The following is a 14,787-nucleotide window of genomic DNA, read 5'->3' as shown; positions in this document are numbered from 1 at the left end:
GGCGGGTCAGGCCACGGGGAGACCCGCGTAGTTCTCCGCCAGTTCCGCCGCCGCGTGCGGGGAGGTGGCGATCCGGTCGAGCTGGGAGAGTTGCAGCTTGGTGTCGAACGGGTTCTGGTCCGGGGCCGTGTGCATCGTCGTCGTCATGAACCAGGAGAAGTGCTCCGCCCGCCAGACCCGCCGAAGGCAGGTGTCCGAGTAGGCGTCGAGCGCGGCCCTCGAGCCGGTGGCGGCCCAGTCGGTGAAGGCGCGGGCGAGCACGACGACGTCGGAGGCGGCGAGGTTGAGGCCCTTGGCGCCGGTCGGGGGGACGATGTGCGCGGCGTCGCCGGCCAGGAAGATGCGGCCCCAGCGCATCGGCTCCGTGACCTGGCTGCGCAGCGGCAGGACGGCACGCTGGGTGATGGGGCCGCGGTTGAGGCGCCATGGCCCGTCGACGGCGAAGCGTTCCTCCAGCTCGTCCCAGATCTGCTCGTCGCTCCAGGCGGCGGGATCGGTGCCGTTCGGGACCTGGAGGTAGAGCCGGCTCACCGAGGGCGAGCGCATGCTGTGCAGGGCGAAGCCGCGCGGTGAGTGGGCATAGATCAGCTCGTCGCAGGCCGGCGGTGCGTCGGCGAGGATGCCGAACCACGAGTACGGGTAGACCCGCTCACAGGTCCGCAGTGCGCCTTTGGGTATCGCCTTGCGGACGACACCGTGGAACCCGTCGCAGCCCACCACGAACGCGCAGTCCAGGCTCCGCGCGACGCCCTCGTGGATGTAGTGGACGACGGGCCGCCCGGTGTCCGCTCCGGTCACCGCGCTGGCCTCGGCCTCGAACAACAGGGGTGCCCCGTCCGCCAGTTGGAGGGCGATCAAGTCCTTGACGACCTCGGTCTGCGCGTACACCCAGACCCGGCGGCCACCGGTGAGCGACGGGAAGTCGATCCGGTGGCCGCGGCGCCCCCAGCGCAGTTCCACGCCGTTGTGCACCAGGCCTTCGCGGTCCAGCCGCTCGGCCGCACCGCAGTCGCGCAGGGCGTCGACCGTGCCCTGCTCGAGGATGCCGGCGCGCTGCCGCTGCTCGACGTAGGCCCGGTCCCGGGACTCCAGGACCACGCAGTCGACGCCGGCGCGATGCAGCAGCCGGGCGAGCAGCAGCCCCGCCGGGCCGCCGCCGACGACGGCGACCGTGGTGTGGGAGGGGATCGTCATGAGGCGCACTCTTCGTCGAGGTCGTCGAGGTCGTCGAGGTCGTCGAGTTCGGCGAGGACGCGGTCGGCGACGGCGAAGGCCTGGTTGGCGGCGGGCACGCCGCAGTACACCGCGCTGTGCAGCAGCACCTCCTGGATCTCGTCGACCGTGAGGCCGTTCCTGCGGGCCGCGCGGATGTGCAGGGCCAGTTCCTCGTAGTGCCCGCGGGCGACCAGGGCGGTGAGGGTGATGCAGCTCCGGGTCCGGCGGTCGAGACCGGGCCGGGTCCAGATCTCCGCCCAGGCGTAGCGGGTGATGAAGTCCTGGAACGGCGCGGTGAAGGCGGTGGTGGCAGCGGTGGCCCGCGCCACGTGCTGCTCACCGAGCACCGCGCGCCGTACGGCCGTCCCGTCCCCGTGCGCGGTGATGCCGAAGTGGCCCGTCAGCGCCGTCAGTACCCGGGCCGGCTGCTCGGCCGGCGCCAGGTGGCCGGCGCCGTCGATCTCCAGGAGGGTGGACCGGGCGATGCCGTCGGCGAGCCGGCGCGCATGCGCGGGCGGTGTGGCCGTGTCCTGCCGGCCGGCGATCACCAGGGTGGGGGCGGTGATCCGGTCGAGCCGGTCACCGAGGTCGTACGAGGCCAGGGCGTCGCAGCACGCGGCGTAACCGGCGGGCGAGGCGGCCCGCTGGTCGGCGACCAGCGCCCGGGTGGCTTCCGTGCCCTCGAACCCGGGCGCGAACCAGCGGGCCGGAGCCGAGTCGGCGAGCCACGCCACGCCCTCGGAGCGGACGCGGGCGGCCCGCTCGCGCCAGGCGGCCGGCTCGCCGAAGCGGGCCGAGGTGCACACCAGGGCCAGCGACGCGACGCGCTGGGGGTGGTGGACGGCGAGCCAGGCGCCGACCGCGCCGCCCAGGGACACCCCGGCGTACGCGAACCGATCCACGCCGAGCGCGTCCGCCAGGTCGAGGACGAGGCCGCCGAGCGCGGCGACGGAGTTCTCCCGCAGCAGGGACGCCGGGGAGCCGCCGTGCCCGGGAAGGTCGTACCGGACGACCCGTCGGCCGCGGGCCAGCACCGGCACCTGCGCCTCCCACAGCCGGAGGCTGGTGCCCAGCGACGGGCCGAGGAGGAGTGGGGGCGCGTCGGGGCGGCCCTCGACGACATGGTGCAGAAGAGGCATCAGCTCTCCTTGTGGGGGTGTGCCGTACGCTCCAGCGCACGGTCCGTCAGTTCAGGCGCGGCGCCCAGGTACCGCGTGGGGTCCAGCAGGTCGTGCAGCCGGTCCGGGCCGAGCGCGTCGCGTATGGCGGGCAGGGCCGCCAGGACGTCCGCCAGCGGCCGCGGGCCGGTCGCGGCGTCGCGTGCGGCGTCCGTGAGCAGCCGCTGTGCCAGGGGCCGGCCGACGGACTCCGCGAGGGCCGCCACCAGTCGTTCGGAGACGATCAGGCCCTCGGTCAGGTCCAGGTCGGCGCGCATGGCGTCCTCGTGGACCCGCAGTCCCGCGGTGAGTTCGGCCGCGTCCCGGGCGGCGCCGCCCGCCAGGCGCAGCGCGTCGCGGAGCGTCTGCCACTCGGCGTGCCAGGCGCCGGCGGGGCGCTCGTCCTCGGCCGCGAGCGACGACAGCAGCACCGCGGCGTGCTGCGGAAGGCGGCGTGCCGCGGCGGCGATCAGGGTGGCCCGGACCGGGTTGGCCTTGTGCGGCAGCGCGTTGGAACCGCCGCCCGTGCCCTCGCTCACCTCAGCGGTCTCGGTGCGGGAGAGGAGCAGCACGTCGGCCGCGAGCTTGCCCAGCGCGCCGCCTGCCAGGGCCAGGGCCGTGCCCAGCTCGGCGACGGGCGTGCGCAGCACGTGCCAGGGAAGCAGGGGTTCGGCGAGGCCGGTGCGGGCGGCGTAGGCGGCGAGCAGGTCGACACGGCCGTCGAGAGCGGCGAGCGTGCCGGCCGCCCCGCCCAGCTGCGCGGGCAGGACGAGCGAGGCGAGGCGGTCTCTGGCGTCCAGGACCAGATGGCGCCAGCCGGCCGCCTTGAGGCCGAACGAGGTCGGCACGGCGTGCTGGGTGAGCGTACGGCCCGGCATGGGCGTGCTCCGGTGGGCCGTGGCGAGCCGCGCCAGGGCCTCGGCGGTGGTGTCGAGGTCGGCGAGGAGGAGCGCTCGGGCGCGGTGGGCGACCAGCATGAGCGCGGTGTCCAGGATGTCCTGGCTGGTGGCGCCCCGGTGCACCCAGGCGGCCGCCTCGTCGCTCACCGCCGCACGGAGGTCGGCGACGAGGGGGATCACCGGGTTGCCGCCCGCGCGCGCCCGCTCGGCGAGGGCGCGCAGGTCGAAGCGGTCGGCGAGCGCCGCCGCCCCGATCTCGCTCCGTACGGACTCCGGTGCGCCCAGGGCGTCGGCGAGGGCCACCTCGGCGTCCAGCATGGCCTGGAGGAAGGCGCGGTCGCCGGTCGCCGCCGCCACGGGCGAGCCGGCCCAGCCGGGGGACAGCAGTCCGACGTCGGACGGGTCGTGGGCGGTGGGGTCAGCGGGGGTGTCAGCGGAACTCAAGGAAGACCGTCTCCTCGGTGTCGTCCCCCTGGAGCCTGATGTCGAAGCGGTGCACCCGGTCCCGCTCCTCGGCGGCGACCAGGGTGGCCCGCCGGTGCTCGGGGAGCCCGGCGAGCAGCGCGTCGTCCGGGTGCCCGGGCAGGTAGGCGCGGGTGTGGAGGTGGTGCAGCAGCCCGCGCGCGAAGACGATCACGCTGAGGTACGGCGCGTCGGGGCTCGGCGGCAGGGTGCGGACGGCGTAGTGGCCGTCGGCGTCGGTCGGGACGCGTCCGAACCCGGTGAAGGTGGTGCCGTCGCGGCCGATGACCGCGCCGGTGACGGGGTCGCGGCGCAGGGAGCCGGGCGCTCCGGTGCGCGAGCCGTCCGGGGCGGCCTGCCAGAACTCCAGGAGCGCGTCGGGAACGGGCGCGCCGGCGCCGTCGCGTACGACACCGTGCAGGGTGATGGTCCGCGGGTCTCCCGCGGGTGCGATGTCGCCGCCGCCGGCGAACGGCAGCGCGTACCCGTAGAAAGGCCCGACGGTCTGGGAGGCGGTGAGTCCTCCGTGCGGTGTCACGGCTGCGGGTCTCCTTCGGCCCAGGTGGCGGCGGGACCGTCGAGCACGATGTCCCAGCGGTAGCCGAGCGAGAACTCGGGGCGGGACAGATCGTGGTCGTAGGCCGCCACGAGGCGGTCGCGGGCGGCGGCGTCGGTGACCGACCGGAAGATCGGGTCGTACCGGAGCAGCGGGTCGCCCGGGAAGTACATCTGGGTGACCAGCCGTTGGGTGAAGGCGGTGCCGAAGAGGGAGAAGTGGATGTGGGCGGGGCGCCACGCGTTGCGGTGGTTGCGCCATGGATAGGCGCCGGGCTTGATCGTGGTGAAGTGGTAGCGGCCCTGGTCGTCGGTCAGGCAGCGGCCCACGCCGGTGAAGTTCGGGTCGAGCTGCGCCGGGTGCTGGTCGAGCTGATGGGCGTACCGGCCGGAGGCGTTGGCCTGCCATATCTCCACCAACTGGCCTCGGACCGGGCGCCCTTGACGGTCGAGGACCCGTCCGCTGACCGTGATCCGCTCGCCCTGCGGCTCGTTCGCGTGCTGCCGCGTGAGATCGGAGTCGAGGGCGGTGACGTCGGTGACCCCGAAGACGGGGCCGGTGAGTTCCAGGGCGTCGGGATCGCCCTGGACGGTGACGGGGGAGTGCCGGGGGTGGCGCTGCACGCTGCTGCGGTACGGCGGGTAGGCGCGGTCGGGATGGACGGCACCGCTGGGGCGTACGGCGGCCATCTCGGCGTCGATGGTCGCCTGGTCCGGGACGTGGGCCTGCCGGGGCGGGTGCGGGTGTGTCATGTCAGCGCTCCAGGACGAGGGCCAGTGTCTGGCCCGACGTTGCGGTTGTCCTCGCCGGTGCGGACGGCGTCGAGGCCGTGCACCTCGGTGGCGGTGCGCCGGCGGACCTCCTCGGGAGTGACCCCGGGCGCCAGCTCGACCAGGCGCAGTCCGTCCTCGGTGACGTCGAGGACGCAGAGGTCGGTGATGATCCGGTGGACGCAAGCCCGGCCGGTGAGCGGCAGGGTGCAGCGGTCCACGAGTTTCGCGGAGCCGTCCTTGGCGGTGTGCTCCATCAGCACGATGACCCTGCGGGTGCCGTGCACGAGATCCATCGCCCCGCCCATCCCCTTGATCATCTTGCCGGGGACGGCCCAGTTGGCGAGGTCGCCCTGGGCGGAGACCTGCATCGCGCCCAGCACGGCGACGTCGATGTGGCCGCCGCGGATCATGCCGAAGGACAGCGCGGAGTCGAAGAACGCCGCGCCGGGGACGGTGGTGACGGTCTCCATGCCGGCGTTGATCAGGTCGGGGTCGACCTCGTCCTCGGTCGGGTAGGGGCCCACGCCGAGGAGGCCGTTCTCCGACTGGAGGACGACGTCGACGCCGTCGGGCAGGTGGCCGGGGATCCGGGTGGGCAGCCCGATGCCGAGGTTGACATAGCCGCCGTCGGGCAGTTCACGGGCCGCGCGGGCCGCCATCTCGTCGCGTGTCCAGGGCATCAGCCGCGCACCGTCCTCTTCTCCACGCCCTTGTCGGCGGCCTGCTCTGCGGTCAGTTCCAGGACGCGCTGCACGAAGACGCCGGGCAGGTGCACCTCGTCCGGATCGATCTCGCCGGGCTCGACGAGCTGTTCGACCTCGGCGATCGCGACCCGGCCGGCCATCGCGGCGAGCGGGTTGAAGTTGCGCGCCGCCTTGGCGAACACCAGGTTTCCGTGGCGGTCGCCCCGGGCGGCGCGGACCAGCGCGAAGTCGGTGGTGATGCCGTGCTCCAGGACGTACGGGCGCCCGTCGAAGTCGCGCACCTCCTTGGCCGGCGAGGCGACGGCGACGCTCCCGTCGGCGGCGTACCGCCAGGGCAGTCCGCCCTCGGCGACCAGGGTGCCCACCCCGGCCGCGGTGTAGAAGGCGGGGATGCCCGCGCCACCGGCCCGCAGCCGCTCGGCGAGCGTGCCCTGAGGCGTGAGTTCGAGCTCCAGCTCGCCGCTGAGGTACTGGCGGGCGAACTCCTTGTTGTCACCGACGTACGAGCCGACGACCCGCGCGATCCGCCCCGAGGCGAGCAGCGTCCCGAGACCTCCGCCGTCCACACCGCAGTTGTTCGATACGACGCTCAGGCGGCCGGCGCCCTGCCGGTGGAGCGCGTCGATGAGTACGTTCGGGACTCCGCTGAGCCCGAATCCGCCCACGGCCAGCGAAGCGCCGTCGCCTATGTCGGCGACGGCCGCCTCGGCCGAGGGAACCACCTTGTCCATTGACGTCCGTCCGTTCGTCGGCGTGAGACGTTGCAGGTGTTCGCCCAGTGAACTAAAGTTCATAAATGGAGATGGTCGCGAGTGTCCATCCGCCGCCGTCGGCTTGTCAACGGGTGCGCCGCGCGCGCGAGGAGGACGAATGCCGCAGAACGGCGCAGTCGAGGCACCGGTCGGCCCGTTGGAACGGGGGCTCACGGTCCTCCGGCTGCTGGCCCGGTCTCCTCAAGGGCGGCTGACCGCCAGTGCGCTGGCGAAGGAGACCGGCCTGGCCCGGTCGGTCGTGGACCGCATCGCCACCACCCTGGTCCACCTCGGCCACCTGCGCGAGGAGGACCGCGAACTCGTCCTCGCCCCCCGTGCGTTGACCCTCGGCACCGCCTATCTGCGCGCCTGCGGTGTGCCCGCCGCCACCGGCCCGCTCGCCGCGCGGCTCGCCGACGAGCTGGACGAATCCGTCTCCGTCGCGGTGCCCGACGGCGACGCCGTCCGCTTCGTCGTCCAGCACACCCGGCGCCGCGCGCTGTCCGTCTCCTTCCGGGTCGGCGATGCGCTCCCCGCCGACCGCTGCGCCCCCGGCGCCCTGTTCGCCGCCGACTGGCCCGACGAGCGGTTCGCCGCACGCCGCTCCCGGCGGCCCGAGGACTTCCCGGCGCTGCCCGGCCCCTACCGCCCCCGCCTGGACGACGCGGAGCTGCGCGCGCTCGCGGCCGCCGCGGCCGGACGCGGCTGGGCCCTTGACGACCAGCTCGTCGAGCCCGGTCTGGTGGCCCTCGCCGTCCCGGTCCGCGCCCCCGACGGCCGCACCCTGTGCGCCCTCAGCGTGGTCAGCCACACCAGCCGCCACACCGCCGAAGGCCTGCGCGAGCACGCCCTGGAACCGCTGCGGCACACCGCGGCCCTGATGTCCGACGCGCTCACCGCCGTACGAACGGCACCCCCGGCCGCCCCCGCCGGCGATCCGGACCCGACCGCCGACGCCAAGCGGGAACTCGGCCCCGAATACCTCCAGTCGCTGGCCCGGGGGCTCGCCGTACTGACCGCCCTCGGCAGCGGCTCCGGCGCCGGCCTGACGCTGTCCGCGGTGGCGCAGGCCACCGGGCTGGCCCGCGCCACGGCCCGCCGGTCCCTCCTCACCCTGGAGCAGCTCGGCTACGCCACCTGTGACGACGGCCGGTTCACGCTGCTGCCGTCCGTGCTCGACCTCGGCTACCCCCTGCTCTCCGGCCTCTCCCTCGGCGACATCGCCCGCCCGCACCTCGCCGGCCTCGTACGCGACGTACGCGAATCGGCCTCCCTCGCGGTGCTCGACGGCCCCGACATCCGATACGTGAGCCGGGTCGCGGCCGGCCGGATCATGAGCGTCGACATCACGGAGGGCACCCGCTTCCCCGCCCACGCCACCTCGATGGGCCGGGTCCTGCTGGCCGGACTGCCGGCCGCGGAGCGCGCGGCCTGGCTGTCCGCGGCCGACCTCAAGCCCCTGACCCCGTACACGGTCACCGGCCGCGACGACCTCGCGCGCATCCTCGAGCAGGTGGACCGGGACGGCCACGCGGTGCTCGACCAGGAGCTGGAGCAGGGCCTCTGCTCGATCGCGGTCCCCGTGCGGGCCGCCGACGGCGAGGTCGTCGCGGCGGTCAACGTCGCCCTGCACTCGGGACGCACCTCCGTCGAGCAGGCGCGCACGGCCATCCTGCCCGCTCTGCTCGCCACGGCCGCCGAGATCACGGCGGACGCGGCAGCGGTCCTCGGCACGGGCGTGCGCTGAGCACCGGACGGGCGGGCCGTTACGGCGTTCGGAGCCGGGCCGTGACAAAAAAGTGGCGGGCCGCTGTCGATCCCGCGGGATCCCGTTCGACATCCCTGTGTGCGGCGCCCTGCCGCACGACGACGCGACAGGACCTGGTGAGGAACACATGGAGCAACTGCTGAGGGTCATGAACTTCAACGTCTCGAGCGACGGCGTCGCTGCCGGCGAGCACCAGAGCCTCGAGAGACCGTTCGGCCTCGACCATGCCGAGAGGCTGTTCTCCTGGGCCGGCGCCACGGCCAGCTGGCCCATGCGCACGGATCCCGGGGGGAGCCGGGGCCTGGACGACTACTTCACGCGGGACTTCGCACGCAACATCGGTGCCGAGATCATGGGCCGCAACAAGTTCGGGCCGCAGCGCGGGCCCTGGCACAACCACGCCTGGCGCGGCTGGTGGGGAGAGGAGCCCCCGTTCCACACTCCGGTGTTCGTGATGACGCACCACGAGCGTCCGTCGTTCACCCTCTCCGACACCACCTTCCACTTCGTCGACGCGGACCCGGCCACGGTCCTCGCACGGGCGCGGGGAGCGGCGCAGGGCAAGGACGTCCGGCTCGGCGGCGGGGTCACCACCATCCGGCAGTTCCTCGACGCCGGCCTCGTGGACACCCTGCATGTGGCGGTCTCCCCGGTGAAGCTCGGTTCCGGCCTGCGGCTCTGGGATTCCCCCGACGAGCTGCTCGACCGGTTCCACCTGGAGGTCGTCCCCAGCCCGAGCGGGGTGACCCACCATCTGTTCTGGCGAAGGTGACGCGAGGCCATGGCGGCGTGACAGGGGGTGACACAGGCCTGCTCCTCGCGGCCGGGACGGGTTCCCTGTCGGCCGGTGGCGGTCGGAATCTGTAGATTTGCCTTGTAGGCCCAGAAACGGCCGTCCGGTGTGCGACGGCCGTGTCCATGGTCATGAACCTCGCAGGCGAGGCATTATGTCCGACTTGAGTGCGCAGATCGTGGTCACGTTCCTCGTGTACGTGGCCGTCATGATCGGAACCGGTGTCTGGGCCTACCGGCGTACCCACACCTTCGCCGACTTCGCCCTGGGCGGCCGTCGCCTCCCCGCTCTCGTCGCGGCGCTGTCCGCAGGGGCCAGCGACATGTCCGGCTGGCTCTTCCTGGCCTTTCCCGGGGCCGTGTACGTGGCCGGTCTGGGAGCGAGCTGGATCGCGGTCGGTCTGGTGGTGTGCACCTATCTGAACTGGCTGATCGTCGCGCCGAGGCTGCGCACCTACACCGAGCGCGCCGGGAACGCCGTGAGCCTGTCGGCGTACCTGGAGGAGCGGTTCGAGGACCGTACCCGGATGCTGCGGCTGGTCTCCGCGGCGGTCACCCTCGTGTTCTTCACCTTCTACGTCGCCAGCGGGCTGGTGGCCGGCGGAGTGCTGTTCGGGCACATCTTCGGTGCCGGGTTCCGGCTCGGAGTGGCCCTGACCGCCCTGGTCATCGTCGTCTACTCGGGCCTGGGCGGCTTCCTGGCCGTGAGCCTGACCCATGTCGTGCAGGCCACGCTGATGTTCCTGGCCCTGCTCGTGCTCCCCGTCGTCGGTCTCACGGCGCTCGGCGGGTTCGGGGCGCTGCGCGACTCCCTCAACGGCAAGAGCCCCGGCCTGCTGGACATGGGCGCCAAGGTCGACCTGAGCGACGGCAAGTGGTCCGCGCACGGCGGGTCGCTCGGCGCCGTCGCGATCATCTCGCTGCTGTCCTGGGGCCTCGGCTACTTCGGCCAGCCGCACATCCTGGCCCGCTTCATGGGCATCCGGAGCACCGGTGCCGTTCCCGTGGCCCGTCGTATCGAGACCGGCTGGGTCGTCGTCGTACTCGCCGGTGCCACGCTCGTCGGTCTGCTGGGCGCCGCGCAGGCCGGTACGCCGCTGCACGACCCGCAGACGGTGTACATCACCCTGAGCCGCATGCTGTTCAGCCCGTGGGGCGCGGGGATGATGCTGATCGCCGTACTCGCCGCGATCATCTCGACCGCCGACTCCCAGCTCCTGGTGTCGTCCGTGGCCCTCACCGAGGACTTCTACCACGCGTTCCTCAACCGGCGCGCCTCGGACAGCTCGCTGGTGTGGGTGGGCCGCGCCGCCGTCGTCGGTGTGACGCTGGTGGCCTCGCTGATCGCGCTCAGAGGCGGCGGGCTGCTGGGCATCGTGGGCTACGCCTGGGCGGGCTTCGGAGCCGCCTTCGGTCCGGTCGTCGTGCTCTCGCTCTACTGGCCGCGCATGACCTGGGCCGGAGCCATGGCCGGGATCGTGTCCGGTGCGGCCACGGTGCTGGTGTGGAAAGAGGTCGGTCCGCTGCTCGGTCCCCCCTGGTCGGGGGTCTACGAGATGCTTCCGGGCGTCCTGGTCGCCACGCCCGCCGCACTCTTCTTCGGCAGATTCGTCGGCCGGCCCCCGAAACGGGCCTTCTGGCGGATGCCGGGCGGCGGGGTGAGCCAGCTGATGCTCACGCCCTTCCTGACCCATGCGCCGGTCGGCATCGCCGTGCTCGACACGGACCTGCGCTACGTCTGGGTGAACGAGTGGCTCGACCACCAGATCCCCATGAAACGACGGCTGGGGCGGCGGCTGGCGGAGGTCCTGCCGCAGGCCGAGGCGGAGGCCTTCGAGGAGCAGATGCGCCAGGTCCTGGAGACCGGCACTCCGGTGATGGACTACGAATACCGGGGGGCGAACTTCTCGCAGCCCGACCGGAGCCGTGCGATCTCCGTCTCCTTCTTCGCGATGAAGGACCGCCACGGCCAGAACGTGGGCGTCTGGTACATGATCATCGACATCACCGAGCGGTGGCGGGCCCAGGAACGCCTGGCCCTGCTCAACGACGCCGCGAGCCGCATCGGCAGCACCCTGGACGTGTCGCGGACCGCGCAGGAACTCGCCGACGACGCGGTGCCGGCCGTCGCCGACTTCGTGGCCGTCGATCTGCTGGACTCGGTGATGAGCGGCGAGGAGCCGGCACCCGGGCCGGTCGGCATGGAGCCTGTCATCCGACGCGCGGCCCAGCAGTCGGTGCGCGAGGGCTGCCCCGAGTCCTCCCTGGCCGTGGGGGAGGCGGTCCGGCGGGCCCCCGAGTCGCCCGTGACCCGCTGCCTGATGGAGAGCAGAACCCTGGTCGAACGGGTCCTGGACGCCAAGGACAGCCCCTGGGTGACCGTGGACGAGACGCTGGGCGCCTCGCTCCTCCAGTACGGCCTCCGCTCGGTGATGGTGGTCCCCGTGCGCGCCCGCGGGGTCACTCTGGGCGTGGCGACCTTCGCCCGCTCCGGGCGGCTGGGGCCCTTCGAGGAGGACGACGTACGCCTGGCCGAGGAACTCGTCTCGCGCGCGGCGGTGTGCATCGACAACGCACGCCGGTTCACCCGCGAACGCAGCGCGGCCCGTTCCATGCAGCGCTATCTGCTCCCGCAGGACCTGCACGGGGGCTCCGCCCTGGAGGCGGCCTCCTGGTACCTTCCCGCGGACGCCCCCAGTGGCGTGGGCGGCGACTGGTTCGATGTGATCCCGCTGTCCGGTGCCCGCATCGCACTGGTCGTCGGAGACGTGGCCGGGCACGGCATCAACGCGGCCGCGACCATGGGGCGCCTGCGTGTCGCCGTACGGACGCTCGCCAACCTCGACCTCTCCCCGGACGAGCTGCTGGCCCATCTGGACGACCTGGTCATCGGTCTCATGGGAGCGCACACCGATGCGCCGGCGGCGGCCGAGGGCGAGGCGACGGGCGCCGCCTTCCTGGGCGCCACCTGCCTGTACGCCGTCTACGACCCGGTCAGCGGGCGGTGTGTCATGGCGCGAGCCGGTCATCTGCCCCCGATGGTCGTCGGACCCGGCGGCGAGGCGGAGATCCTGGACATTCCCGCCGGACCACCCCTCGGCCTGGGCTACCTCCCCTTCCAGGCCACCGAGACCGAGCTGGCCGAGGGCAGCCTCATCGCGCTCTACACCGACGGCCTCGTGGAGTCCGTCGACCGGGACATCGACGTCGGGATAGCTCGGCTCGGTGATGTCCTCGCGGTCCCCCGGCCGACCCTGGAGGAGACCGGCCGCAGCGTGATCGACAGTCTCCTGAACGGTCCTCCGATGGACGACGCGGCCCTGCTCCTCGCCCGGACCCGGGTGCTGGCCCCGGAGCAGGTCGCCTCCTGGGACCTGCCCAGCGATCCGGCCGCCGTCGCGCACGCCCGTAGCCTCGCCACCCGGCAGCTGACCGACTGGGGCATCCCGCACCTGACGTTCACCACGGAACTCATCGTCAGCGAACTGGTCACCAACGCCATCCGCCACGCGAGCGGACCCGTCGTGCTGCGTCTGATCCAGGACCGGGGCCTGATCTGCGAGGTCTCCGACGGCAGCAGCACCTCGCCGCGCCTGCGGCACGCCCGGACCACCGACGAGGGCGGCCGCGGCCTGCTCATCGTGGCCCAGCTCGCCCACCGATGGGGCACCCGTTACACCGCCCACGGCAAGATCATCTGGACGGAGCAGACCACCCAGGCCGACCCGATCGCCTAGGTGTATTGCCCTGTGAGGTTGGGGACGCGGCTGGCGGGTGGTTTGCCTGCGAGCGCGGTGTGTCCGCGGTGGTGATTGTAGGTGTGCAGCCATTGCGGGAACGCGTCGCGGCGTTCGGTTTCTGAGCGGTAGGGGCGGGCGTAGGCCCACTCCTCCAGCAGGGTGCGGTTGAGGCGTTCGACCTTGCCGTTCGTCTGCGGCCGGTAGGGCCGGGTTCGCTTGTGGGTGATCCCGGCCGCTGCCAGGAGGTCACGCCATGCCGTGGTCGGTGAGACCTGGAAGCGTTCGGCGGCCCGGCGCAGCGGCCAGCCGTCCTCGACCACGCAGCGGGCCAGACGCAGACGGCCGGTCTCGGACAGGGGTGCATTACGGTGGACCACGAGGGCCTTTCGGTTGGTGTAGACGTCGCAATCCACACCGAACCGGAAGGCCCTCACCCGTTCAAGACCCCTCAGCCGAGACCTGGCCCACCCGTCCACAACCTCCCAGGACAGAACACCTAGGGCCTTTCTTTCGGATCAGGTCGGCTGCGGCGCCGGCACCTTTTGGCTAACCCGAGCGGGGTCTGGTGCGTGCAGATGCAAGGCGGAGGAGGGAGTCGACGCGGAGCGTCGGCGAGGGACGACAACGCAGCAGATGTGCGTGCCAGGGCCCGCGACGCCGGCAAGATCCGAAAGAGAGGCCCTAGCGAAACGGCCCTGTCCTCATGCCGGCCGATTCCGACCACGAAGCGTCGCCGCCCGGTTACTTGCGAAGCGCTTCGACAATATCGTGTGCGGGTATGACACTCAGGATGCAGTGGCGTGGCAGGCGTACGGGTGTGCTCACCGTGGTGACCACCCTGATGGTGGGACTGCTGACCGGCTTGGGCGCCGCCGGGACGGCACATGCGGCCACCGTCGACACGAGCGCGCGGTACAAGGCGGGAGTGCTGGCGCAGGTGCACACCGCGGGGCGGGTCGAGGACGACGGAAGCTCGGTGCGGTACAGCTGGCCCGGCGTGTACTTCGAGGGCCGCGTCCGCGGCACCGGCGTGGGCATCGTCCTCGGCGACTCGGCCGCCGACTACGACGTCCGGATCGACGGATCCACCGTCGCCACGCTCGTCACGCCCGGCAACACCACACACTGGATCAACGGCCTGGCGAACGGCACGCACACCGTCCGGCTGGTGAAGCGCGACGACACCCCGTGGAGCACCAGCACGTTCGGAGGCTTCGTCGCCGCGCCCGGAGGTGCCGTACTGAGCAGGCCGGCGGCCCGCAGCCGCCAGATCGAGTTCATCGGCGACTCCCTCACGGTGGGCTACGGCAACCTCTCGACCTCCCGTACCTGCACCGCGGACCAGCTCAAGCGGAACACCGACGCCGACGTGAGCTACGGCGCCCTCACCGCCCGGAAACTGAACGCCGACTACCAGATCAACGGCTACTCGGGCCTCGGCATGGTGCGCAACTACAACGGAGGCTCGCCGGACGTCACGTACCGGACCTTCTACGACCGTGCCCTGCTGAACACGCCGGGCGATGTCTGGCAGAACCCGGGTACCTGGCGCCCCCAGGTCGTGGTGGTCAACCTGGGCACCAACGACTTCTCCACCGCCATCAACCCCGGTGAACCGTGGACGCCCGACAGCCTTGCGGCGGCCTACCGCACCGCCTACGGCGACTTCGTGCAGAAGCTGCGGTCGCGCTACGGGGCCGGCACGACCATCGTGGCGGTGGGCGCCGGTCAGTACGCCGGCTATGTCCAGCAGGTGGTCAAGGCGCGCAACGACGCCGGCGACAGCCGGGTCCGCTACTGGCTCCTCGATGACTCGGGCCTGGACTTCCTCGGCTGCGACTGGCACTACTCGGCCCACGACGACCGCCTCATCGCCGACCGGCTCACCTCCTTCCTCACCGGCCTGCCGACGGGCTGGTGACGGCACCGGGAACCGGCATGCAGCGGATTGATGGGATGGATCCCTGAT

At 72.6% G+C, this 14,787-nt stretch carries 11 protein-coding genes and 1 pseudogene; 4 read left to right on the top strand and 8 right to left on the bottom strand.

Translation table 11 applies throughout. The annotated features are described in order from the left end of the window. Positions 1-6: 6 nt before the first annotated feature. The 7 genes from ACWCV9_RS02850 to ACWCV9_RS02820 are packed head-to-tail and all read right to left on the bottom strand — an operon-like array spanning position 7 to position 6,497. Complete coding sequence (locus ACWCV9_RS02850; protein ID WP_450783899.1) at positions 7-1,194, bottom strand: 4-hydroxybenzoate 3-monooxygenase; 1,188 nt, start codon at positions 1,192-1,194, stop codon at positions 7-9. Continuing rightward, entirely contained in the window at positions 1,191-2,354 is a 1,164-nt protein-coding gene (gene pcaDC, locus ACWCV9_RS02845; protein WP_450783897.1) for a bifunctional 3-oxoadipate enol-lactonase/4-carboxymuconolactone decarboxylase PcaDC, read from the bottom strand. Before pcaDC ends, ACWCV9_RS02850 begins: the two co-directional genes overlap by 4 nt. Next, on the bottom strand, positions 2,354-3,715 hold the full coding sequence (pcaB, locus tag ACWCV9_RS02840; protein ID WP_450783895.1) for a 3-carboxy-cis,cis-muconate cycloisomerase: 1,362 nt from the start codon (positions 3,713-3,715) through the stop codon (positions 2,354-2,356). Before pcaB ends, pcaDC begins: the two co-directional genes overlap by 1 nt. Continuing rightward, positions 3,702-4,271, bottom strand: coding sequence for a protocatechuate 3,4-dioxygenase subunit alpha (pcaG, locus tag ACWCV9_RS02835; RefSeq protein ID WP_450783894.1), 570 nt, complete (start codon positions 4,269-4,271; stop codon positions 3,702-3,704). The genes pcaB and pcaG overlap by 14 nt, the downstream gene beginning before the upstream one ends. After that, positions 4,268-5,041 carry a protocatechuate 3,4-dioxygenase subunit beta gene (gene pcaH / locus ACWCV9_RS02830; protein WP_450783892.1) on the bottom strand — a complete coding sequence of 258 codons (774 nt, stop codon included), beginning with the start codon at positions 5,039-5,041 and terminating at the stop codon, positions 4,268-4,270. Before pcaH ends, pcaG begins: the two co-directional genes overlap by 4 nt. Continuing rightward, the gene (locus ACWCV9_RS02825) at positions 5,038-5,742 is read right to left on the bottom strand and encodes a CoA transferase subunit B (protein WP_450783891.1); all 705 of its coding nucleotides are present in this window, start codon (positions 5,740-5,742) and stop codon (positions 5,038-5,040) included. The genes pcaH and ACWCV9_RS02825 overlap by 4 nt, the downstream gene beginning before the upstream one ends. Next, positions 5,742-6,497 carry a CoA transferase subunit A gene (locus ACWCV9_RS02820; protein ID WP_450783889.1) on the bottom strand — a complete coding sequence of 252 codons (756 nt, stop codon included), beginning with the start codon at positions 6,495-6,497 and terminating at the stop codon, positions 5,742-5,744. Before ACWCV9_RS02820 ends, ACWCV9_RS02825 begins: the two co-directional genes overlap by 1 nt. 139 nt (positions 6,498-6,636) lie before the next feature. On the opposite strand from ACWCV9_RS02820, the gene ACWCV9_RS02815 reads away from it, so the two are divergent. The 3 genes from ACWCV9_RS02815 (at position 6,637) to putP (ending at position 12,815) form a co-directional block, all read left to right on the top strand. Beyond that, positions 6,637-8,265, top strand: coding sequence for an IclR family transcriptional regulator domain-containing protein (locus tag ACWCV9_RS02815; protein WP_450783887.1), 1,629 nt, complete (start codon positions 6,637-6,639; stop codon positions 8,263-8,265). Positions 8,266-8,413: 148 nt separating this feature from the next. Next, complete coding sequence (locus tag ACWCV9_RS02810) at positions 8,414-9,058, top strand: dihydrofolate reductase family protein (protein WP_450783885.1); 645 nt, start codon at positions 8,414-8,416, stop codon at positions 9,056-9,058. Positions 9,059-9,233: 175 nt separating this feature from the next. Next, a complete protein-coding gene (gene putP, locus ACWCV9_RS02805) occupies positions 9,234-12,815 on the top strand; it encodes a sodium/proline symporter PutP (protein ID WP_450783884.1) in 3,582 nt (1,193 codons plus the stop codon). On the opposite strand, the pseudogene ACWCV9_RS02800 reads toward putP, so the two are convergent. Then, positions 12,812-13,057 (bottom strand): annotated as a pseudogene (locus ACWCV9_RS02800) (integrase core domain-containing protein); the annotation flags it as partial. The gene putP and the pseudogene ACWCV9_RS02800 overlap by 4 nt on opposite strands. Positions 13,058-13,596: 539 nt before the next feature. On the opposite strand from ACWCV9_RS02800, the gene ACWCV9_RS02795 reads away from it, so the two are divergent. Further along, positions 13,597-14,739: an SGNH/GDSL hydrolase family protein gene (locus tag ACWCV9_RS02795; RefSeq protein ID WP_450783882.1), complete on the top strand. Its 1,143-nt coding sequence runs from the start codon at positions 13,597-13,599 to the stop codon at positions 14,737-14,739. The last annotated feature ends 48 nt before the right edge of the window (positions 14,740-14,787 follow it).

This window comes from Streptomyces sp. NPDC001606, from assembly GCF_053596835.1.
Note: the sequence above shows the minus strand (reverse complement) of the source record. Positions and strands in the feature narration are given on the sequence as shown.

Coding starts and splice junctions, on each gene's coding strand:
- ACWCV9_RS02815 (WP_450783887.1), top strand. CDS start 6,637: ATGCCGCAGAACGGCGCAGTCGAGGCACCGGTCGGCCCGTTGGAACGG.
- ACWCV9_RS02795 (WP_450783882.1), top strand. CDS start 13,597: ATGACACTCAGGATGCAGTGGCGTGGCAGGCGTACGGGTGTGCTCACC.
- ACWCV9_RS02820 (WP_450783889.1), bottom strand. CDS start 6,497: ATGGACAAGGTGGTTCCCTCGGCCGAGGCGGCCGTCGCCGACATAGGC.
- pcaDC (WP_450783897.1), bottom strand. CDS start 2,354: ATGCCTCTTCTGCACCATGTCGTCGAGGGCCGCCCCGACGCGCCCCCA.
- ACWCV9_RS02810 (WP_450783885.1), top strand. CDS start 8,414: ATGGAGCAACTGCTGAGGGTCATGAACTTCAACGTCTCGAGCGACGGC.
- pcaH (WP_450783892.1), bottom strand. CDS start 5,041: ATGACACACCCGCACCCGCCCCGGCAGGCCCACGTCCCGGACCAGGCG.
- putP (WP_450783884.1), top strand. CDS start 9,234: ATGTCCGACTTGAGTGCGCAGATCGTGGTCACGTTCCTCGTGTACGTG.
- ACWCV9_RS02850 (WP_450783899.1), bottom strand. CDS start 1,194: ATGACGATCCCCTCCCACACCACGGTCGCCGTCGTCGGCGGCGGCCCG.
- ACWCV9_RS02825 (WP_450783891.1), bottom strand. CDS start 5,742: ATGCCCTGGACACGCGACGAGATGGCGGCCCGCGCGGCCCGTGAACTG.